16 protein-coding genes are annotated in these 22,101 nt (G+C 49.7%); 1 reads left to right on the top strand and 15 read right to left on the bottom strand.

Translation table 11 applies throughout. The features are described from left to right. Positions 1 to 75: 75 nt before the first annotated feature. On the bottom strand, positions 76 to 552 hold the full coding sequence (locus tag HP568_RS28415) for a MarR family winged helix-turn-helix transcriptional regulator (protein WP_048034313.1): 477 nt from the start codon (positions 550 to 552) through the stop codon (positions 76 to 78). A gap of 145 nt (positions 553 to 697) precedes the next feature. On the opposite strand from HP568_RS28415, the gene HP568_RS28410 reads away from it, so the two are divergent. Continuing rightward, positions 698 to 886: an H-type small acid-soluble spore protein gene (locus HP568_RS28410; RefSeq protein ID WP_173630853.1), complete on the top strand. Its 189-nt coding sequence runs from the start codon at positions 698 to 700 to the stop codon at positions 884 to 886. A gap of 83 nt (positions 887 to 969) precedes the next feature. Here HP568_RS28410 and HP568_RS28405 read toward each other — a convergent pair whose 3' ends face one another. The 14 genes from HP568_RS28405 to HP568_RS28340 all read right to left on the bottom strand — a co-directional run. After that, the gene (locus tag HP568_RS28405; protein ID WP_173630852.1) at positions 970 to 3,153 is read right to left on the bottom strand and encodes a polysaccharide pyruvyl transferase family protein; all 2,184 of its coding nucleotides are present in this window, start codon (positions 3,151 to 3,153) and stop codon (positions 970 to 972) included. A gap of 4 nt (positions 3,154 to 3,157) precedes the next feature. Then, positions 3,158 to 3,865, bottom strand: coding sequence for a glycosyltransferase family 2 protein (locus tag HP568_RS28400; RefSeq protein ID WP_173630851.1), 708 nt, complete (start codon positions 3,863 to 3,865; stop codon positions 3,158 to 3,160). Positions 3,866 to 3,911: 46 nt separating this feature from the next. Further along, positions 3,912 to 5,390, bottom strand: coding sequence for a glycosyltransferase (locus HP568_RS28395; RefSeq protein ID WP_309142241.1), 1,479 nt, complete (start codon positions 5,388 to 5,390; stop codon positions 3,912 to 3,914). A 29-nt stretch (positions 5,391 to 5,419) separates the two neighbouring features. Beyond that, entirely contained in the window at positions 5,420 to 5,617 is a 198-nt protein-coding gene (locus HP568_RS28390; RefSeq protein ID WP_048034317.1) for a hypothetical protein, read from the bottom strand. Positions 5,618 to 5,631: 14 nt separating this feature from the next. Beyond that, the gene (locus HP568_RS28385; protein WP_173630850.1) at positions 5,632 to 6,006 is read right to left on the bottom strand and encodes a DUF2642 domain-containing protein; all 375 of its coding nucleotides are present in this window, start codon (positions 6,004 to 6,006) and stop codon (positions 5,632 to 5,634) included. 224 nt (positions 6,007 to 6,230) lie between these two features. After that, complete coding sequence (locus tag HP568_RS28380; RefSeq protein ID WP_309142242.1) at positions 6,231 to 7,199, bottom strand: aromatic acid exporter family protein; 969 nt, start codon at positions 7,197 to 7,199, stop codon at positions 6,231 to 6,233. Positions 7,200 to 7,341: 142 nt separating this feature from the next. Then, complete coding sequence (locus HP568_RS28375) at positions 7,342 to 9,573, bottom strand: YcdB/YcdC domain-containing protein (RefSeq protein WP_173630849.1); 2,232 nt, start codon at positions 9,571 to 9,573, stop codon at positions 7,342 to 7,344. Positions 9,574 to 9,700: 127 nt separating this feature from the next. Beyond that, the gene (hemQ, locus tag HP568_RS28370; RefSeq protein ID WP_007715842.1) at positions 9,701 to 10,453 is read right to left on the bottom strand and encodes a hydrogen peroxide-dependent heme synthase; all 753 of its coding nucleotides are present in this window, start codon (positions 10,451 to 10,453) and stop codon (positions 9,701 to 9,703) included. Between the two features lie 121 nt (positions 10,454 to 10,574). Then, positions 10,575 to 11,339, bottom strand: a complete 765-nt coding sequence (gene nagB / locus HP568_RS28365; protein ID WP_173630848.1) for a glucosamine-6-phosphate deaminase — start codon at positions 11,337 to 11,339, stop codon at positions 10,575 to 10,577. Between the two features lie 33 nt (positions 11,340 to 11,372). Next, complete coding sequence (locus tag HP568_RS28360) at positions 11,373 to 12,266, bottom strand: MurR/RpiR family transcriptional regulator (protein WP_048034321.1); 894 nt, start codon at positions 12,264 to 12,266, stop codon at positions 11,373 to 11,375. 144 nt (positions 12,267 to 12,410) lie between these two features. Then, positions 12,411 to 18,965, bottom strand: coding sequence for a carboxypeptidase regulatory-like domain-containing protein (locus tag HP568_RS28355; RefSeq protein ID WP_173630847.1), 6,555 nt, complete (start codon positions 18,963 to 18,965; stop codon positions 12,411 to 12,413). 162 nt (positions 18,966 to 19,127) lie between these two features. Next, a complete protein-coding gene (locus HP568_RS28350) occupies positions 19,128 to 19,493 on the bottom strand; it encodes a YisL family protein (RefSeq protein ID WP_007715853.1) in 366 nt (121 codons plus the stop codon). 153 nt (positions 19,494 to 19,646) lie between these two features. Further along, positions 19,647 to 20,651 carry a proline racemase family protein gene (locus HP568_RS28345; protein ID WP_173630846.1) on the bottom strand — a complete coding sequence of 335 codons (1,005 nt, stop codon included), beginning with the start codon at positions 20,649 to 20,651 and terminating at the stop codon, positions 19,647 to 19,649. Between the two features lie 43 nt (positions 20,652 to 20,694). After that, the coding region (locus tag HP568_RS28340) for an aldehyde dehydrogenase family protein (protein ID WP_173630845.1) at positions 20,695 to 22,101 on the bottom strand (1,407 nt) is incomplete at its 5' end.

The raw sequence follows: 22,101 nt of genomic DNA, 5'->3' as shown, positions 1-22,101 counted from the left end.
TCAACTCTCTCCTTCACGATCCATTTAATACGATTTCGTAGTAATTAGACAAAAAAAGAAGCAGGCTCGAACCGACTATTCCTCAATGTTGATCTTGATGGAACGAACCTTTGTTTCACGAGGCTTGACAGGCCCTCCGTCCTGAAATACCTTGGCTGCCTTGAGTAAAAGGGTGGTGAATTGCTCCATTTCTTCCGGCGTAAATGCTTTCTGAAGCCTGCCCAGCATCGTCAGCATCATTTGCTCAGATTCTTTTGCGAGCTGTTTGCCTGGTTGTGTCAGTGTAACGAGCTTCACCCGTTGATCCTCTACAGAGGTAGCCCTTGCGATATAGCCCTTGCGTTCAAGCCGTTTCGCGATGCTGGTCATCGAACTAAGCGGCGCCCCCATCTCTTGCGCCAGCTCTGACATAGTCAAATCTCCGCGGAAAAGCAAAATGAGGAGTGTCGACAAATCGGAGCGAGTCAGTTTTTCTTCCAGCTGCATCGTATCGGACATAAAGGCGAACGGACGTAAGCCGGTTTTCAGAAAGAGGTCATATAGTTGATGCATACCGGCGACTCCTTTTAGTACGATATCGTAGTAATTTCCTCTTCAATTTATTACATATTTTAGGGAATGTCAACAGGTGTAAAAAGTATACCATGCTGGGCTGACGTACATATTAAAGCTGTTAGGTATGACAGGAGGAATTAACATGAATAAACAGCGCGCGAAAGAAATAGCCGCTTCACCCATTATGGCGAATGTTACCTGCGATGGAATACCCGTATACATCCAGCACATCGATGATGACAACGACATGGCGAGGATTTACCCGCTCAACAAGCCGGATCAGGAGATGAGTGTTCCTGTAGCCAGCTTGCGGGAGCACAGTGAGTACTGATTTTTGCTACGACAATGTATAAGGGGGATCTGTAGCAAATCTACAGATCCCCCTTGTCTTCTTTTTTCGTTGTACAAATGGACTTACAGCAAGCCTTGGATGAACGGCTGTTCCAAATTCTCGATCATTTTTTTCTGACTCGCCACCAATTTTGCTGCGATCTGCTCCCTACGCGCGATGGCCTCCCAGGTGCAAGAAAGAATTCGTTCACCTAATTGTGGCTCGTCTGTTGGCACGAGGAGCTCCGGCAGATCCAGTGAATAAGCGAAGTCGATGCCCTTCACTCGATACGCCAAGCAAACGAACGGAATACCGGCAGCGGCACTCAGCACATTGGCGTGCAGCTTAAAATTGATCGTCGCCTGAAAGCCTTTCATCAGTTGCAGCATTTGCGTATGATCGTGCAGCTCCAGGTCGAGAATCGTATGAGCTGGATCGTCGATTTTTTTGTACAGTCTTTTTATGGCTTCCCGATCCGGTCCCCACATGGTGAGCAAGTGGATATCGTAGCCTGCCTTAATCAGCTTCTTGGCTGCATATACCAGTGAATCCTCTACTGCGGTCTCGTTTTTCCCATAAATTCGGTTATAGGACGTACCCCAGTTGATGCCAATCGTGAATCGCTTGCTTTTATCTGCCACTGTTGGCAATGATGCGGGAATAAGCAGCATCCCCGGGTCTCCGCTAATCACTGCCCTTTCTCCCACTCCCGCTTGCTGGAGGTATTGGAGTGTAAGTGGTCCGCGTACACCAAAAAACGTGGCGTGCTCGGCGATTTTTTGCAGCATATGGCTCATTTTATCTTGGCCCGTAATCAGCTTGTTCGTCAATCTGCCGGAAGAATCCAGCTCGACTTGATCTTGTGAGTCAAACCCGCTTCCCCAGACCCATAGATTTTTTTTCTGTTCAACAGCACGATAAGCTACATCCACATACCCCGGGATGAGAAGCGATCCTCCCCCCAAAACGACGGTGTCATACTCGCTTACATCCTTCAGATCAACCCCGGGCAGGGAAGGAATGACCTTGTATTGTGTAGGATCGAGGTATTTGCATGACAAATTGTAAAAGGCATGCCACATCAGCTCATCGCCCAAATTGTTGAACCCTAGCCAGCCAACGTACAAAATTTTTTTCATGCTTGTCGCCCCCCCTCTATTTTTTATTTGTGCATAAATGGTAAGCAAGGAGGCACATTTTTGCGTGATATGAAAATGATTTTGGACCCACGCTCTTCCTTGGCCTCCTATTTCCTTCAATTGATTTCGGTCACGGCACGCTTGACGCAGAGCACTGTCAATCAACGAAGGAGACGGCTTTTGCACAGAGGAGTGGTCACCGAAGTAGCAATCCCAAGCCAAATCGTAGGACGAAGGTTCGACCAAACCGACGTAGCCATGATTACCGATTGCAAGCACAGGCTTTCCGCACGCCATCGCTTCGAGTGCGACTCTCCCTGTTCCAATCACCAAATCACTGATGGCGTAATACGGCCGGACATCGGTTTGCTCCCCCACAATGTGAATATAGGGCTGCCCTGCGGCTTTATTCAGCACTTTTGCCAGCTCATGAACATGAATGGCCTGGGCACCTGAACCCACCACCACGATATGCAGGTTGGGAATTTCACTCCGAAGTGTTTTCGTTGCCCGCAACACCATGTTGCACACCGTCGCTTTTTGCCAAGCCAACCTGCTGACATACGTAACCACTGTGGCATCAGGCGGCAATGACGGCACATCAGCCCTACTTGCAATGCCAGACTGAAACTCTTCCATATCGACCCCATTGGAAATGAGGGTGGTTTTTACCCCTCGCTTTTGCCAGAATAGTTGGACAGGTTTGCTTACACTGATAACGGCTGAGCAGAGCTGGGCTACTTTTATCGCCTCATCCTTTGGGTAGTACGTTCCATGCAAGGTAAACACGACAGGAATGCCGAGCTCATTGGCTGCCGTAGCGGCAAGAAGGCCTGATGGTGTCTGATGCACATGGACGATGGTAATACAATGCTTTTTCATACATGCACGGTAACACTCGATCAGATGCTGTCTGCGTGCCTGGAGCGGCTCACGTGCGGATTCGATCGGTTCAACCAAAAAGCCTGCATCAACAAATTCCTGGTAGAAGGGGCCGTTGCCACCTGCATAAAACAGTTGGACGCCTTTTTTCCTCAATGCTTTACCCATGCTAAGAACATGTGTCTCCGTTCCGCCTGTCCTCAAATTGTCCAGCACCATCAATATCCGATCATTACTGCTAGTCAACTTTTTATCCTCCCTTCTTCCGATAATAGTGGGCCGAACGCTGCTCAGCGTGGGTGCGGTAATAATACAATGCTTCTGCGATATTGTTCACGCCTGCTCTCGCATTCAAAGCTTTGGCGATAAATTCGTAGTCTTCTGCACCCTCAATCCGGCGTGTCGGGCCACCAATCTGGTCAAACAATCTTCCTCGAAACATACAGGTTCCGTGACAGACGCAGTGTCCCCCGTTTCCGTATACTTTGCGAATGTCATCGCCGTACTTGATCCATCCAGCGAGCTGCTTTTTTTCCGGATTGTCGGACGAAAACGCATAGTAACTCGTACCGACCAAATCGACCTGGGGATGATTTTTCAAGTATTCAACCTGCCGCGAAAGACGCAGGATATGGGAGAAATCATCCGAGTCCTGAATCGCGATGAACTCGCCTCTGCTTAGGTAATGCCCGACGTTGATGGCACCCGCAAAGCCAATATTGCGAGAGAGCTCATGAATCAGCACCTGATTCTCTCTTGGAAAAAACCTTTTACTCTCTTCCAGCCATTCTCTGGCCACTTGTACGGAATGATCTGTTGATGCATCATCGATCAGGATAATCTCCCAATTTTCATAGGTTTGCTGAAGGATGCTGTCCAAGCATTCACGTATATAAGCAGCCCTGTTGAAATTGGTAATGACAACACTTACCAGACCTTCTATTCGCTCTATTGCCAATTGAATTTCCTCCTTCCAGTCTTCTTGTTTTCACATCGCATCCTCGCTACCGTCCGTTCGCCAGAAACTGCAAGGCTTCCACGTGGTCACCTGCAATCTGTTCGACGGCAGGGGGCATTCCGGAGCTGGCGAAGTGTTTTTCTGGCCGGAGTCGGTTGGAGGTGAAGCTGTTCACCTGATGAACCAATTCCATCTTTACACCTGCCTGTGCGTATACTGCTTGTGCTTTTGGCGGGCAAAGCAGTATGTCCCACCCGAGCGGAGCAACCGCTTCCCTGCGTAAGGCAAAGGGGACAGTCACCATAGATCCGATACCCAAATCCTTACGATTCAAAGCCAAGTTGAGAGCATGGCGACAAGCCACAAAAACGTTGTCTGCACAAGGCTGATTCAAAAATACAGAAACATCATTCAGGGCCACATCCACGCCGCACTCGCAAGCGAGAACAAATGGGTACAGATCATGAGCGGTCATAATCGTATCCGCATCGACAAACAGCAGAATGTCGCCTTTTGACAGACTTGCCCCAATTGCTCGTCCTGTATCAACACCCAATGCATATGGAAACTCTACGGTCGTCGCTCCGCATTCACGAGCAAGCCGTGCTGTCTGATCAACCGAGCCATTGACGACCACAATAATTTCAACTGGCTCCAACCGAAGAACTTCACGGATCACTTGCTGGATCGTCGCTGCCTCATTCAGGGCCGGAATAATTACAGATACCGTTTTCCCACTGTAAAGAGTTGTTTGTCGCAAAGGCCATTTCCCTACCTGCGTAACGGGCATACCACTGTTTTTACCACTCGCATTCTCTGCTATATCTCTTCGCCTGCCTCCATCGGACAGTCCGCCGCGAAAAGGAAGACGCGAGACGAGATCAAGCTGTTCGGCAATCACCAGCTTTTCATATAAAGAGAGCTCTTTGAGCAACGAACCGTGAAGCTGTGGCAAAAACATCCGTTCTTCCGTCCCCGTTCCAATGGCTTGCGCGATAATGGACAGTCCACTCACAACTGCCCGCTTGTGCGCTTGAGCAGGCTGTGCCAATTGTTCCACTCCGATTTTGGAAAGTGCCTCTCTGGTCATGGCGTGAGGGGTGTCCAGCAAGGAAGCTTCACGCAGGTCAGAGCGACCGAAGAGGTTATTTACCAGCAAGGAAAAACTGTGGATGGGCCGTGGCTTTGTCATCCTCCTGTTCCGAGGATCATGCTGGGACAAAACGACCTGTGCATTTCCATATAAAATCGGGAACAAAAATCGCTGCAATCCAGACAGCGAATCGACTTGTTCTTCGCCGAGAAAAAGCAGAACACTCCCTCTTGCATGCTTGGCAGCCTCTCTCCGCCAAGCGAACAGATTCCCAACTGCTTCTGCAAGAACGACGCGCACACCGGAGCCAAGTTCCAGAGTCCTTTTCGAAATCACGATAATCTCCAGAGGTGCAAGCTGTTTACATGCGGCAATCAGCTTTGGCAGATGATCTGTGCCATGCATGGCAGGAATGAGAATGGATAGGGGCACGAGGCCCCTTCTCCTTTGCTGCCCCACCATTAGACGACGCGCACATACGTGATACGATCCAGTTGAAATACCACTGTTTGACCACCGCCATAGCCTGGCTCACTTGCTGCACGCACGGTTAATGTCGAATTGGTCACGCCGAGCAACTCACCGGAAGTCACATCGAATCCAGTTACAACCTGTACACTATCACCTATAAACGTTCTCAATTTCTGTACATAGTTCATTTGTCTTCTCCTCCTTACACCGCATGGACATAATTAATTTGCGTGAAACGAATCAGCACACGTGTGCCGCTTGACTCTATAATTTCAGCATAGTCCCGGCCAACCTCATCCAGGACCCCAGTAACACTTCCTGCATCTGTTCCCAGCTCGACGGTTTCATGCAAATAGCGCAGCAGCACTTTCCGAAAAGAATCGCGTTGCAAATCACTGTGGTTTTCTTGCAGAAATGCGGCGAATTCTTCTGTATACAGCTCTTTGCGAAGCGAACAGCGAACAGCTTCTTCCTTGTCAGTTTCGACTTCTTCGTCTCTTTGGTCTTTTCCCCAAATGAGACCACGCAGCCCCCGAAAATACTCTTTCAACTCTTTTTCATTCACAATTATTTTCATCTGGTCACTCTCATCTCCTTGATCCTACTCTTTTGATTTTTTTTCGCCGCTTGTACACGGTATACAAGTAAGTTCAAAAACGTACTAGGACAACGGTGCATTTTTTTGATTTTAATGAAAAGTTCACCGAGTTTTTACCGAAAAACAAAAAAAGACTGCGAAAAGTATTCGCAGTCCTTCCTCGATATTCTACAACTCTTTCATTGTTACGTACTGTTGTTTGTCTAACTCCTTGCCGCCTGAGCCTTTTCGTCCCTGTTTTTGCCTAACTCATGCTTGATGAACAAATAGCTCTCAATCTCTCGAAGGAGGTAGAACAGCGAGGCACGCGTCTCGAATTCCTCTCGCGTTCGCGGCAAATCTGCTGCCTTGATCTCCTCTTGCATCACGCGCAGCTGGTCGATAAAGCGGTAGGCAGTATTGCCCGGATGTACCGAGTCGCTGATTCGCTCAAGAAAATCTGCAATCCGATGGCTCTCTGTTACCTGATGATCCAAGGAAGAGACGATCGGCATCATGCGTTCCAATAGCTCGAACTGCTTTTGTCGCATCACAAAATACTCGTAGTACGAATCGTTGCGGCGGCCCAATCGATTGCCAACATCTCGCGAGGCTAAGCGAATTGCCGTTTCCAATACCCCTGTTGTCTCAATTAATTCTTTCCCGTCCCAATCACTTTCGCCGTGACGCAAGTAGTAGCAGAACTCCCGCAAGATTTTGCTGAACAGCTTCTCCACCTTTACTTGCATCCCTTTTAGCTCTTTATCGAGACTCGGCATGTACAGATTGACCAGTAGGGCTACGCCCACACCGATGACGAGCAATGCGACCTCATTCAGCAAGAGCATCCCGTCGATTCTCTTGGAAGAATACAGATGCATGAGCACAACCATGCTGTTGACGAAGCCTTCCTGAATGCCAAAACGCACCGCGAGCGGCAAGAAGAGCAAAATGAAAAGGAGAATGGCAATCGGCGTATAGCCCATAAGGGAAAACAGGCAGACACCGATTCCCAGACCCAATAAACTGGCGAGAATCCGATTCCACGCTGTCTGAAACGATTGCTTCACTGTTACCTGAATACACAAGATCGTAATGATCCCCGCAGAAGAAGCATACATCAAGCCCAGCTGCTGGGCGATCAGAATCGAGATAGCCGTTCCAATGGCTGTTTTTAGCGTACGATAACCAATTTTAAACTTGAGAAAGCCCAGTCTTGTTCCCCTCCGCTGTCAAAAATGCTTTCCTGTTTACTTTAACAAAAAGTGTCCGGGAACCAAAGACAAGAGTTCGTAAATTTTCACAGGAATGTCGGCGCGGGAGTTGTGTTGCAAATTAATGCCGCTCCTGCTGCTGGTCGTAAATCATTTTGAGCAACTCAGCGATTTGTGCACGGGTAACGGTTGCATCCGGTTCGAAATTCGTTGCTGATTTTCCCTTGAAGAGATCGTGAGCAGAGAGAAGAGTAGCGGCTGGTATATGCTGCGGTTGCAAGTCCTGGTAAGGAGACTTGAATAGTTCAGGCTTGTCCAGAAGGTTATTGTATCCCAACATCCTCGCTACCATATCGGCTACTTCTGCGCGTGTAATCATTCGGTCTGGCTCAAAATTTTTGCCTGACTTTGGAATCAGCTTGTACTCAACGTTTTTTTGAATGGCAGCGTAGCTTGGATGTGAGGAAGGTACGTCAGCAAAATCATGAATGAACCGTTCTTCATCGCTGTCGAAGGAAGGTCGCAGATTTCGGAATTCCCTCTCATCTGCCATCTGGGCCATAATCATGGCCATTTCCCCACGTGAAACCTCTTTTTCAGGTCCTAACTGGCCGTCTATAACCGTCATCCACCCCCTGCGAAGCGCAAATTCAAGCTCTGCCTGTTGCGGATGCTCATCGATGTCGCTCGGTGCTTGCTTTTTTTGCGCTTCAACAAAGCTGTACCATTCACCGGTACCTGCTTTCACAATCCCGTTATCGCCAACGTACCGATAGACAAGAAACGGTTCAGACTGCTTCGCCGATTTCCACTCTGGAACAGGCTGATGGTAGGCAAGCTGAAACTTTTGCTGCTCTTTGATTACAGCTTTCGCTTTTTGTTGTTCAATATGCTGTACTTTTGCCTTGGGCAATAGCCGTGTTTCCAATCGAGACCTTTTGTTCAGTGACTCAGCTACCCCTGTCTCCGGATTGACCTCGACTCGGAAGGTTTCATCCTCAACCGGGATACCATTGACCAACATGCCGAATTGAATATTGTAATGCTCCCCATTATCGGCATAGCTTTGCAGAGTCTCCTTCGAAGGTTCCTCCTCTATGAGATAAATTTCTCCCAGCTGATCGTCCAAGAGCGATTTTACAAGTTCCGTAGCACTTTCTTCGGCTTGCTCCCACGTGGTGACCATCTTTTTGGGAGTTTCTTCAAATTTACCATTTGGATTTACTTGATAACCGACCAATTCTCCCCGATCATTAATATCCACTTCCACCTCGTCTGATTTTTTCCCTCCATTTTGTGGCATGAAATCAAAACTCCAGTGGCGTTCAGAGATTCCACCTGGTCCTGAACTCGAGCCCCCGCCGCTGCTGCCGTCAAAACGATAGTTGCCAGGCAGCCTTTTCACGTATTGTTCTGCAAGTTTTTGTGCCTCTTCTTTTGTAATCAGCCGTTTTTCTGGTGTTTCTTTGGAGAACGTATCCCCCAATGGCTTGATTGTTTTTTTGCTTGCTGCTTTTCCAAATAAATTGATGACTTCTCCAGTCGTTGCCTCGACCAGTTGCGGGTCCTCATTCTGGAACCCGTAGACGAGCTCGTAAGTGCCAGGTCCCTGCTGATAGTTATCCGTCATCCCTGCCAAATCCTTGTACACAAGGGATGGGCTTGCTTTCTCCTCCCATTTTTTCTCTGCTTCGGCTATCTCTATGACTTTCGTTGCTTCCGGGAGCTTTCCGTCGTACCATTCCCGGTGAAAGCTGATGACTTCCCCACTCCTGTCCAAGATGATTTGAAAACCATTTCCCAGAAAAGGGATCTCGTTGACCATGCGAGTAAAACGGACAACTTGTCCCTGATTTCTGAAATAATAATCGTCTTGTCCCGCGTATTCATTCGGTTTGGATAAACGACTCCGCTCCTCTTCGGTTGTCACTTTTTTCAGAAACTGCGTCGCTGCTCCCATTGCCTGTTCTTCCGTAAGCTTATTTTTTGTGCCTCCGAGTTGTTCGTCATCTAAATAATTGGAATAACGAGACAATTGTCCAGAAACAGCGTCAATCGTCACATAAATACTTCCGACCTTGTTTTTTTCCCAAGTGAGATTCCAATAGGATCGTCCTGAATAATAGTAATCATCGTCCGGATTTGTCATTCTGGCGCTTCTCAGCTTATAGCCCCCCGGAATTGTCACCCACTTTTGGGCATATTTAATTGCCTCTTCCTGCGAAAGCATTTTCTCGGCTGCATGCACGATGGGTGCAAGGCCCTCGACACCTGCTGTTGCGAATACAGACGACATCAGAATGGACGATGACACGCCTAGTGAAAGTCCCCACGATGTAGCACGTCTCAACACGGATCAACCTCTCCTCTCTTGTTATCGCAATATAACCTTATTTTACCATTAAAGAGAAGATATGTAGTCCCAAAAAAAGATCCGCCTATGCAACTATCTCGCACAGCGGATCTTTTGGGCTTATTGATTATACTTCCAGCTTTTTCGCCAGTGTTTCTACGTTCAATACGTTTCCTACGAGGAAGTTGCCGAATTCACCGAAGCGTGCGCTCACTTCGTCAAAGCGCATTTCGTAAACGATATGCTTGAATTCCAGCGGGTCGTTGGCAAACAGGGTAACGCCCCACTCCCAATCGTCGAAACCAACGGAGCCACCGATGATTTGCTTCACGCGGCCAGCGTAGGAGCGACCGATCAAGCCGTGGGAGCGCATCATTTCTTGGCGCTCCTGCATGGAGAGCATGTACCAGTTGTCTTGCAAATCACGCTTTTTGTTCATTGGATAGAAGCAAATGTGCTCCCATTTTGGCAGAATCGGATAAAGGCGGTCGCGCACGTGCGGATTCGCTTTTGGATCTTCGCCTGGGTTATGTACATAGTTGCTCAGCTCTACTACGGATACATACGAATAAGGAGCTTCTGTATAGGCAGCAAAGCGTGTTTTGTTGAACGCTGTTTTGATCTCATCGAGTTCTTGCATAGTTGGACGCAGGAACATGAACACGAGGTCTGCTTTGTGTCCGAGGATGGAGTAGACAGCCGTGCTGCCTTGGTTCTCGCCCTCATTCGCTTCCCATGTGCGGATCAATGCATTCAGCTCGTCCAACGCTTCTTGGCGTTCTGCTGCGGACGCTGCTTTCCACTTTTCCCAATTGATGGTGCGAAAATTATGATACGTATACCAACCTTCTAATGTAAGCAACGCTTCGTTTGCGCTCATTCTCAATCAGCTCCTTTGAAAAATCTGGTGACATTCTTGCAACATTCCCAGTATAGCATAAGGAACAAGTGCGTATTCGGAACAGATTCGTGAACAAGAAAAATGAAAACCAAGCGGTGCATTAACTGCCGCTTGGTTTCGTTCCTGCCAGTACGGAGGTTGTCAGCTTGCTCGCTGCTCCCTGATCCACAATGACTGTTACATCCCGATGCAATTGCAATAAGGAAGCTGGTACATCTGCTGTGGACTCTCCCTCCAACATCAATCGCACTGCCTCCGCCTTTGCCTCTCCACTTGCAAGAAGTACGACTTTTTTAGCGCCAAGAATCGTCTTGATCCCCATGGAAACAGCCTGAGTCGGAACCTGGTCCACACTATCAAAATAGCGGGCATTTGCTTCGATCGTGCTGTCAGTGAGCTGGACCACGCGTGTCAATGAGTCGGCAGGGGAGCCAGGCTCGTTGAAGCCAATATGGCCATTATTGCCGATCCCCAGCACCTGGATGTCGATCCCCCCTGCCAAACGAATCGCTTCCTCATAGCGGGCACACTCTGCCAAATGATCTGTCGTATTCCCAACTGGCACATGTGTTTTCTCCGCAGGAATATTGATGTGATTGAACAAGTTTTCTTGCATATACGAGCGATAGCTCTGCGGATGCGTCGAGGAAAGTCCGACGTATTCATCCAGATTAAAGCTGCTCGCTTGCGAAAAATCGATGTTCTCTGCTTGCGACAGCTTGATTAGCTCACGGTACATCCCTACTGGTGTGCCTCCGGTTGCAAGGCCAAAGACGGTCTTCGGATTTACTTTTACTTCGCTTACGAGCATTTCAGCAGCTTTTCTGCTGAGCTCCGTGTAATCTTTCACAATCACGAGCTTCATTACCAACCACTCCTATTCAATATAAGATACCTCTTAATACTTTCTCTCTAGGACAGCCTTCGCTGTTCTCTCTTTATATAAAAGGGCCTTTTCCTTGTTGCGCATCGTGATTGTCGTACTAATGACATCCAGTACATGCAACTGTGCAATTTTTGCTGCGAGAGAGCCGCCCTGCAACGGACCTTCTTGCGCTGCGGTCAGAAGTGTAATGTCTGCTACATTCGTAATCGGTGAGCGTCGATAGTGCGTCAGGCAAATGCAAGTTGCGCCTGCCTGCTTGGCGACTTTCAATGAATCAATCGTGTCTTTCGTACTGCCTGATACAGACAACCCGATTGCGACATCCCCCGGTCCCAGAGTCGCTGCAGCCATCGCTTGCAGATGCGATTCATTAAAAGCGTCCACTCGAAGCCCGATCCGCAAAAACGTGTACTTGGCATCCTGGGCTGTTACCGCTGACGTGCCTACCCCGTAAAAATGGATCGTGTTTGCTTTTTGCAATAGGTCTACACAGCGCTCCAACTGTTCGATCTGAAACAGGGCCGAGGTATCCCCGATCGCCTGTTGATTGGTTGCTGTTACTTTGTGCGTGATAATCTCCAGTGAATCGTCTTCTCCTACTTCGCCATGCAAGTTTTTGACTGGATTGACCAATTCCTGCGCCAATGCCAGCTTGAATTCCTGATAACCATGAAAGCCTATTTTCCTGCAAAATCGCAAAACGGTCGTCTCACCCACCCCCGCCTTTTCTGCAAGGTCAATCACTGATGAATAAATCACGCTGTCTGTCTGTTGTAAGACGATATGGGCAACCTTTTGCTCCGATTTCGTAAAGGAGGGAAGGAGACTCTGAATATGCAAAAGCGTATTTGTCTTTGTGATGGTAGCTGTCAATGGATGGGACAGCTCCTCTTGCTGTTTCACCATATAGCTTGCTCCCCCTTGAAAAAAGTCAGGATTTTCATAGTTGTTTTTACCCAAAACAAAAAAGCTGTATTTCTACAGCTATTATATCAAAAAAGGAGTTATCCGCCATATTTATATTTTCTAGTGGAGCAATTCTCCAAAACATCAAAATGGGGTAAGCAAAATGGCCGGACATGTTGCGACCCGAAAAAATCCACTCATTGCTGCTGGAAGCAGAACCAGATCGAGCGTCACGATTTCCCCTGCACCCAACGTCACTGTTCCTCTCGCTTCACCACTCCCCATCGCGTTGGCTACAACTAAGTAGGTGCCAGGAGCAAGACCAGTTACCTTGTACCTGCCGAAGCTGTCTGTTTGGACGACCACAGTCGCCCTATTTGGTTGATTCACCGTTTGCACATACACGGTCGCTCCAGCAACTGGCAAGCCTGTCAAACCGGATCGAACCGTTCCTTGTATCGTACCTGCTTGAGAAAGGCGGATGATAATAAAGATCGTTTGGTTCGGCAAAACGACTGCTTCTGCCTGACCGGTACCAATGCCCGGGATGGTCCCGATAACGGTATACGTGCCGGGAGCCACATTAACAAAATGGAATGTTCCATCCGGCTCAGCCAAAATATTTTGCAGGCGAATCTGGTCTGCATGAAATAACGACAATTGAATATTGTTTCCGCTTGCTTGCGTGCCATCCGGCAAGAGGACGATCCCTGATATGGTTCCCACGATTGGCAGCAGTTCGACCGTTGTTACCGTCGTCTGCCCGTTTAGGACTGTAACTGTGCTGTAATGCGTGCCAAAGCCATCTGCACTTGCTATGACATTGTAAACTCCCGCCGTCAAGCCATTCACCTGGAATTGCCCGCTCTGATTTGTTACGGTGTTTGCAATAAATTGGCCACTGGCAAACAGTTGCACATTAACAGCCGCTCCAGTGATAGGGAGTCCCGTCAACTGATTGGTCACCTGCCCAAAAATGTTGCCCGACAGAGCAGACATCGTAAGGATGACTCCGCTTATTGTCTGTCCAGCCGTGACCGTGATGCTTTGTGTTGCGATTGCGTAGCTATCTTCACTTGCACTAATCAGATACGTTCCAGGCGGAAGATTACCAACAGAGAAATTGCCCAGGTCATCTGTAATCGCACTGCCGAACAATGTCCCGTGTGAATCCTTCACCTGTACCAATGCATTGGGAACAACGCCTCCACCAGCAGCCTGTACCTGACCTGTTACAGCAGCCGGAAAAGGGGGGAGCCCCACTTCAATCGTAGTGGTCTGTCCGGAAAAGATCGTCGCACCAACAGGCTGGGTGGTGTAGTTTTGAGCGCTAATCGCAAGTGTATAGGTTAAGGGAGCCAAGCCGTCGATTTTAAACTGACCGAGACCGTCCGTAATCGTCCGAGACAACAAGTTGTTTGTGCCAGGGAAAAAGATCAACACTTCCGCCCCTACCAGTGGCGTACCATCAAGCGCATCCCTGACGGTACCCTGCAAAACACCAGGATTCGGGTCCAGTGGGATATTGACTGTAGCTGTGCCCCCAGGAGCTACATCAAAGGAGACACTCTCCCTCTGATAGCTTTCGTTTCTCGCCAAAAGGGTGTAATTTCCAGCCACAAATCCATCCATGAAGTAAATTCCCTGAGCGTCTGTCTGCGTCGAAAAGAGAATCGTGTTATTGTTGCCCAGCAAGCGAACGAGCGTATTCGGCAAAGGAGTGCTGAGAAGGGCGTCACTAATTTCACCTGTGACATTTGCAGGCAGATTCGGCAAAGAAAAATCAAGACCAGTAGTCGCTCCCAATCCGACCATAGCTGTTGAAGCCTCAGCAGCGAATCCACTAGCACTTGCAATCAGTGTATAGCTCCCCGGGGAAAGTCCACTCACCATATACTGACCCTGCGCATTTGTCAGGACAATAGCCAGTATCGTTCCAGACGGACTTCCTAGTCGAACTGTAATAACCGCACCACCAATCGGTGAGGCCGTACCTTCTTCTCGCACTGTACCAGCTATTCCACCGGGCAACTCGTTTAATGCAAAGCTTAATACGGACGCCGCCCCCGCTTGTATCTGTGCGCCAGCTACATCGCTTGCATATCCAGTCGCATTGACATTGACGGTGTATCCTCCAGGAGCCAGCCTATCAAGCGAAAAGTTACCAGTTGCATCTGTCAGTACGGAACCCACAGCGGCACGGGTGCTGTCGAAGACGATTACCGTTGCACCAATGATCGGCAAGCCCGTCTCCAGATCAGTCACAACGCCGGATAATCTGCCGGGATTGGGAATTAATGCCTGCTGAAAGTTGGTAGTAATGCCCCCTTGCAAAATAACCGCCTGCGAGACGGATACAAAATTCAGTGCAGAAACAGTAACATTTACGACACCCGGCGGAAGCTTCTCTGCCAAAAAATTGCCTTGATCGTCTGTCAATAATTGAGCAAGCACAACACCATGGGCATCCGTAATGAGCACGGTGCTTCCCGGAATCCCGAATCCCGTCATCTGATTAGTCACTACACCCGAGATAGCCGCAGGCAAGTCAGGTAACGTAACGGTCGTTGGAGTTGCGGTATTCGCCGTCACGATCACGCCAATACTTCCTACGGCATAGCCAGGCGCTGACGCGATAACGGTGTAAACGCCAGGAGAGACACTCCCAATGAAAAATACACCCGATCCATTCGCGAGCAAGCTCTGTTTCACGGCCTGATTGCTATCTATCAGCTTGACGCTGATTTCACTTCCCGTAACAGGTACGCCCAAGCTGTTTATGACACTACCAACGATGGACCCAGGCAAAGGCAAGAGCGCCACACTTGCCCCTGTCGTTTCTCCACTGACTACATTGGCCCCTACTGATTGATCAGCATAGCTAGGCGCACTTACCGTGACGGTATAAGCGCCCGGCAACAGATGTTGAATCAAATAGCTGCCCGTCTGGTCGGTACTTGCTGTAGCCACTACATTTCCGTTACTTATCGAACGAATCAGTACAACGGCGCCTGCAATGAATACCGCGGGATTCGTCGCGTCCGTCACCTGTCCACTAATCCCGCCTGCATTCGCCTCAAGAGTAAAGTCTACTCCGGTCTTGTTTTCACCGGGTCCAAGTGTAACACCAACCGAGCCTGTAACATATTCAGGGGCACTTGCCACCACGACAACTGATCCGGCAGGCAGGTTGCCAATTGTATAGGCCCCGTTTGAATCCGTATAGCCGAAGCCTATTGTCGTCTCATTCAAATCCAGGACACGGACAACGGCATTGACAATCGGCTGCATACCCGTGTCTTGCACCGTTCCAGAAATACTGCCCGGATTCGGAATAAGCGTAAAGGAAACGTTGGCCGTCTGCCCAGGCTGTACGATCTCCCCAACAGATTGAACAGCGTAGCCAGGAGCGGTAGCTAGAAGGATATAAGAGCCTGGTGCGATCCCTGAAAATGAAAATGCCCCATTTCCATCTGCGACGACTGTGCCTCTCAACAGGTTATTGATATCAAACAATTGAATGGTGGTTCCCGGTACGATAGGTGCTACTGTCCCGCTAATAAAACCGAAATCCTGATTGAGCTGAAGCTGGACTGGAGTCGTTGTATTCGCGAGCACAAGGGCTCCGACATGATTGGACTGAAAGCCATCCGCTGAAGCACTGATGACGTATTGACCTTGCGTCAAGCCCGTGATAACAAAGCTTCCTTGACTATCGCTGTATACCGAATGCACGACGGAGCCATTGAAATCGAGTGCATTTACTTGTGCACCGGCAATCGGTTGTAAAGTCCCTGCAGCAAGCACCTGTCCTTGGATCTCACCCGGACTGGCAAACAACGCCAAGCTGACAGGCGTATTTGTGTTGGCAAGTACAGTAGCGGAAGCACTGTTCGTTTCATAATTGGTTGCACGGGCGGTAATGGTATAAACGCCGGGTGCAAGCCCTGTGATCCCGTAATTGCCAGACAGATCGCTATTTGCATGGGCGACGATTGCCCCTGCTTGGTTCAACACGCTAACCACGATCGAAGCACCTGCTATCGGCAGACCCGAGGTAGCATCAAAAATCGAACCTGATATGCTTCCAGGCAAGTCTTCCAGCTGTACATTCACCATTGTTGTCGTCAATGAGGTAACGATTGCCCCTGTGATCACTGTCGTTTGATTCGGAGCAGATCCGATGACTACGTACGCCTGCGGTAGCAGATTAGGTACTACATACTGTCCGTTCCCATCCGTCAATACAGTAGCGACAACAGCACCTGCTGCCGTATTTTCCCTAATGATGACAGTGGCACCCTGAATTGGCTGATTGCCGCTGTCGACCACCTGTCCTGCGATTGATCCCGGAGAAGCTTGCAGGACAAAAGCAAGGGACGATATTTCCTGAGGAAGCACAGTTGCCCCCAACACAACAGTAGAATAACCAGAAGCCGAAGCGGTTACGGTATACGTGCCTGAGGCCAAGTGCGGGAAGGAAAAAGTGCCAGCGCTGTCGGTAATGGTCTGCACCACAGGAATAGTACCCTTCATAACAATGACAGTGGCATTACCAAGCGGATTGCTCCCTGTGTCCGAGACAGTCCCATTCAATACCCCTGCCAGTTTTTCCAATTCGAGGTCAACCGGTGTAGTAGCTCCAGCATTGATCTCGATCCCAACTGTTTGGCCCGCATACCCCTCTGCCGCAACCGTAAGGACATAGGTTTCCGGACCTAGCAAGGATAAAGCGTAGTCTCCATTCGCGTCGGTTAATGTCTCTCCTACAGCAATTCCCGAACGAGTGACCACCTTGATACTCGCATTCGGGATTCCCTCACCCGTTTGCGCATCGGAAATGGTTCCACTTACCGTTCCAAATGCAGTCGTCAATGAAAAATCAAGTACTTTGGCATCACCCGCTTGCAGACTGATTCCAGCTAATTGTGTGGAAAAGCCCGCGGCACTGACACGAATTTGATAAACACCTTCTGCGAGCTTTGTCAGCAGATACGTACCAGCTCCATCTGTTGTCGTTTCCGTCAGTGTAATACCTGTCTGGTTCAGCACTTCCACCAATGCCCCGGATATCGGTATGCCACCCGGACCTGTCACCAGACCCGAGAGCTGGGCAACCGAAGTTTGGAGTACTACATTTTGTGTAGTCGCCTGGGCTCGAATGACATTGATTGCGACTGTGGCTGGCCGGAATGTATCCGCACTGACTGCAAGGGTGTAGGAACCCGGCACGACATTGGTAAACTGATAGGTCCCCCCTCCCCCAGTCACTGCCTGGTTTACGGTCACGCCTGTCGTATTAATGAGCTTTACCACTGCCCCCGAGATGGGTGCCAACCCGGTATCTGTTATCGTTCCATTCACCTGACCCGGACTCGGAGGAAGCAAAATGTCTGCTCTTGTGGTCTGGCCTGCCAAAACGCTCACGAACTGGATTTTGGGGTCATAAGTTGGCGCGGTCACCGACACAGAATACAGACCAGGAGCCAATCCAACAAACGAATAGGCACCATCTGTGTCTGTTGTCGTCGTTCCGATTAGTACAGGAATCGAATCATACAGCGCGACCTGCGCACCTGCTACAGGCAAGTTCGTGGACTGGTCAAGCACCACACCAGCAACACTTCCAGCCAAGTTAACCGTGATGACAATATTATCCTGAACAGGAGAAAGCGTCCTGCCAGAAAAGCTGTCTACGCCTGTGACTGTCGCTGTGTTTAAACGCCGCGTTCCGCCTGGAGAGACCGCGAAAACCCCATTGACCGTAAATGACAAACTGGCAGTAGATCCAGCGGCCAAATTGCCGATCGTCCAGCTTAGTACCTTCGTGAGGGGATTGTAGATGACAGATCCGATATTGGTTGCGTTTACCGTAAAAGCCGTAACCTGATCCAGCTCGATCAAGTCGTTGACAACGACTGTCGTTGCTTGGCTCTTCCCGGTATTGGTGACAATGATCGATCCCGCCCATTGCGACAGTTGTCCTGTGGTAACGACGGCTGGTCCTGCTGTTACCTGCTTATCAATGGCAAGGCTGGCTCGAACGTCTCCCGTCGCCACCGTAGTCGTATTGCTCAAGGAATTGACAAAGCTTAAGCCTTCACTGGTCCGCAGAGAGTCCTTGTTGTAATTGTTGTCATTGGCAGAGGTAAAAGGAAGGAAACGAAGGGAGGTAAGAGAAGTAACACCAATCGTTGAAAAAAAGGTAGCAGCCGGCATGACGAGGTCAATGAAGTAATCAGGAGTACCGCTAAAATTTGAACCGTCATTGGTCAGCCGCACACGAGCCGTGTCAAAATTGATAATTGGCGCTTGCCAGTTCGGCGCTCCACTGCCGTTTGTCCCCTCCGCTTGATCCGTCCACGAATTGAATTCAACTACCGTGTTTTGAATCAAGGCAATCTGGTTGCGTAAACCTTGCACCCCCAGCATCCACTGATACGTGCCAGCGACTCCGGTTGTATTGATCAAGTAGCCCCAGGCATAGTTTTGAAAGCCTGTTTTTTGCGAATTTCTTGGGTCTTCGTTGACTCTCATCCGAAAATAGAGAGACGTTCCATCGTAAGCCAAAAAGGCAACCGGAAACGTAGAGTTTCCTACCAAGTCGACAGAACCGGGACTTTCATCGTTCGGGACGTCCCCAAATGGACTTCCGCCGAGGGTAAACGGGATGAATTGACTGTCAGAAGGATAGGCCATTTTTCTTCCTCACCTCTCCCCTCTAACATATGTGCATAGAGTGATATGGCCCCCGCCCTTCCGTTGCTAATTGGCTTGTCCGTGCCCGTCCAAACAAAAAAAGGGCTTTCACCCGCAAATATTTCTTGCGAGGAAACCCTCTTCCTTCCTGTATGGCCTACCTTACATAAATACGCGATAGCCAAGCAGAATAACCAGCACCAAAACGACAATACAGCCGATGAAGAAGCCGATGCTGCCTTCTTGTCGCTTTGCTTTGCCCAAGGACATTTCCATCAAACCGAAGGCAATAACTGCGATGATGCCCTTCACGTAGTAATAGAAATCCGTTGCGTGACCCACGAAAAGCATCCAAGCTCCCGATACAAGAATGATGACCATCATGAGTCTGAGCAGCATATGTACGATCTTGCCTGCTTTTGCTTTACCCACGCGATACAGGATGTAGGCAACGATCAAGAGCACGAACGCAACTTCCCAGCTACCCACATGCGCTTCAATTAACGCTTTGTACGGCAAAAAATTCAACCCCTTTACTCCTAAATTCAATCTTGTCCATTATACCAGAAGAAGGGGAAAAATGCTGATGTCCCAATGCGTGGCAGTATTGTGACCAGGCTTTTTGGGGGATGAACAAGAGGCTACCTGTGATCGGTAACCTCTTGTTTCTAGCAAACGATCCTATCGCAGCAAAAATCCGTCTTTCAGCGGGTCCGAAGGGTCAACGACAAATTGATGCAGACCTGTGATGAACGCCTTGCCTTCTATGCTCGGGATGACAGCCGGATAACTCCCCACCTGCGTGGTTGCTACCACCTTGCCGATAAACTGGCTCCCGACAATTCCTTCATGCACAAACGATTCTCCAGCAGCCAGCTTCCCTCGTGCATGCAAGGTGGCTACGCGAGCCGCAGTACCTGTACCACATGGGGAGCGGTCGATCTGCTTATCGGCGAAAATTGTCACGTTGCGCAGGTCTGATCCTTCCACTCTCGGCTTATCCGAGATAATCACCCCGTAAATTCCTTTGAGCTCAGGCTCCAACGGATGAACCACCTCCATTTTCGCCTCGATTTGATCCTTGATTCGTCTGCCCCACTCTTGCAGCTCGGCCAATTGTTCGATATCCACCTGAACCCCGATATCTTCTGCCTGTACGACTGCATAGAATGCTCCTCCAAAAGAAATGTCCACTGAAAAAGCACGTCCGCCCCATTCAATAGGAACATCTTGTGCCAAGACAAAGGAAGGGACATTTTCAAACGAGACGGAATGGACCAGCGATTCTTTCACAGTGGCGTGTGCAATGATTCTTCCTGCCGGACTGTCAATCACAATAGGCTCTGTTGGATCTTCCAGCCGAAGTACTCCCGTCTCAATGGCAGCCGTCACTACCGCAATGATTCCATGTCCGCACATGGTACTGTAGCCCTCGTTATGCATGAACAGCACTCCAAATGCCGCATCTGGGCTAACGGGCTCTGTCATGACACAGCCGTACATACCATGATGCCCGCGCGGTTCATACATGAGTACCCGCCGGATATGATCCAGCTCCTCCCGAAAGTATCGTCGCTTCTCCAGAATCGTCTCGCCCGCGAGCGGTGGGATGCCGCCTGTTATGATGCGCAGCGGTTCCCCCCCGGTATGGGCCTCGATCGTCGTAAACAACTGATTGAAGTGCATAACATCCTCACCTTTTTATGCGATTGGCGAAAAGCTCGATGGATCACCACGCGTATTTGATCGCGCATGTTTTCGTCGTACTGTAGAAATCAAGCGCCGCCTGCCCCTGCTCCCGTGTATGTGAGCTGGATAGCTTCATGCCGCCAAATGGAGCCTGGTATTCCACACCTGCCGTCTCCTGATTGACACGAACCATCCCCGCTTGCGCCACATCCAAGAAGCGATGGGCACTCGCCAAATCTCGGGTGAACAGCGAAGCGCTCAGTCCGTATACAGATTGGTTGCACAGCTCCACCGCCTCGTCAAAACCGTCAGCTGTCAAAAGCACAGCCAATGGTCCGAACACTTCCTCCTGAACGAGCCGATGATTGGCAGCGACACCCTCGACAATTTGAGGGCGGATGTAATAGCCTTGCTCCTCTTTTGCATATGATGGGCTTTGGGCAATGACTGTCGCTTCCTCATTAGCCAATGCGATGAACTTCCCAACCGTCTCATACTGTGCAGCCGAGGCAACAGGACCCAAATACGCTTCCAGATCGCTGGCATCTCCTACCCGGCACATCTCCATAGCCGATTGCAGCCGCTCGACCAGAGGCTGGTAAATCGCCTTCTCTACAATGATCCTGCTGGTAGCCGTACATTTTTGACCAGCCGAACGAAACGCGCCGCTGAGCAAAATCGGAACGGTTTTATCCAGATCCGCATCAGCCAAAACGACTGCCGCATTTTTTCCGCCCATTTCAGTCTGATATTTCATATTGCGACCCGCGCACGCGATGGCAATCTGTCTGCCTGTTTCCGATGAGCCTGTAAAGCTGACCGCATCGACTTCGGCTTCATTCGTGAGGGTATTGCCGATCTCGCGGCCCTTGCCAATCACCAGATTCAGCACACCCGCAGGCAGCTTCGTTTCCGCAAATATTTCAGCTAGTCGTGTCGCTGTAAGAGAACCATTTTCCGCCGGCTTCCAGATGACTGTGTTCCCGCAAATGAGTGCAGGAGCGATCTTCCAGATAGGGATCGCAACGGGGAAGTTCCATGGTGTGATGACCGCCACGACTCCGAGCGGGACACGACGGCTGTATTGCAAAACGTTCGTATCTGAAGAAGGAATCAGGTTGCCGTTGGAACGCATCCCTTCCCCGGCATAATAGCGTAACAGACTGACCCCGCGTGCCACTTCTCCGCGCATCTCGCCAAGCTGCTTGCCCATTTCCCGGCTTGCCAGTTGTGCCAAGCTGTCTGCATTTGCCTCTAAAGCGGCAGCCATTTGAAAAAGGATTTCGCCACGAGCCGCACCCGTTTGTTGTGCCCAGCCGATCTGTGCGGCACGAGCTGCTTGTTCAGCGGCAAAAACATGTGACCGATCAGACAGATGCAAAAAGCCGACTTCTTCTGTGATACACGACGGGTTTTTGACCGTTAGTTCCTTCCCTGACGGCGTCAT

The sequence above is a fragment of the Brevibacillus sp. MS2.2 genome (assembly GCF_013284345.1).
In the GTDB taxonomy this organism is placed as follows: Bacteria; Bacillota; Bacilli; order Brevibacillales; family Brevibacillaceae; genus Brevibacillus; species Brevibacillus brevis_C.
This window is presented reverse-complemented; position numbering and strand designations above follow the sequence as displayed.

Excerpts from the sequence above, each read along its gene's own strand:
- HP568_RS28360 (WP_048034321.1), bottom strand. The coding sequence starts at position 12,266 with ATGGTGAAACAGCAAGAGGAGCTGTCCCATCCATTGACAGCTACCATC.
- HP568_RS28390 (WP_048034317.1), bottom strand. The coding sequence starts at position 5,617 with ATGAACTATGTACAGAAATTGAGAACGTTTATAGGTGATAGTGTACAG.
- HP568_RS28345 (WP_173630846.1), bottom strand. The coding sequence starts at position 20,651 with ATGCACTTCAATCAGTTGTTTACGACGATCGAGGCCCATACCGGGGGG.
- HP568_RS28355 (WP_173630847.1), bottom strand. The coding sequence starts at position 18,965 with ATGGCCTATCCTTCTGACAGTCAATTCATCCCGTTTACCCTCGGCGGA.
- HP568_RS28415 (WP_048034313.1), bottom strand. The coding sequence starts at position 552 with ATGCATCAACTATATGACCTCTTTCTGAAAACCGGCTTACGTCCGTTC.
- nagB (WP_173630848.1), bottom strand. The coding sequence starts at position 11,339 with ATGAAGCTCGTGATTGTGAAAGATTACACGGAGCTCAGCAGAAAAGCT.
- HP568_RS28385 (WP_173630850.1), bottom strand. The coding sequence starts at position 6,006 with ATGAAAATAATTGTGAATGAAAAAGAGTTGAAAGAGTATTTTCGGGGG.
- HP568_RS28410 (WP_173630853.1), top strand. The coding sequence starts at position 698 with ATGAATAAACAGCGCGCGAAAGAAATAGCCGCTTCACCCATTATGGCG.
- hemQ (WP_007715842.1), bottom strand. The coding sequence starts at position 10,453 with ATGAGCGCAAACGAAGCGTTGCTTACATTAGAAGGTTGGTATACGTAT.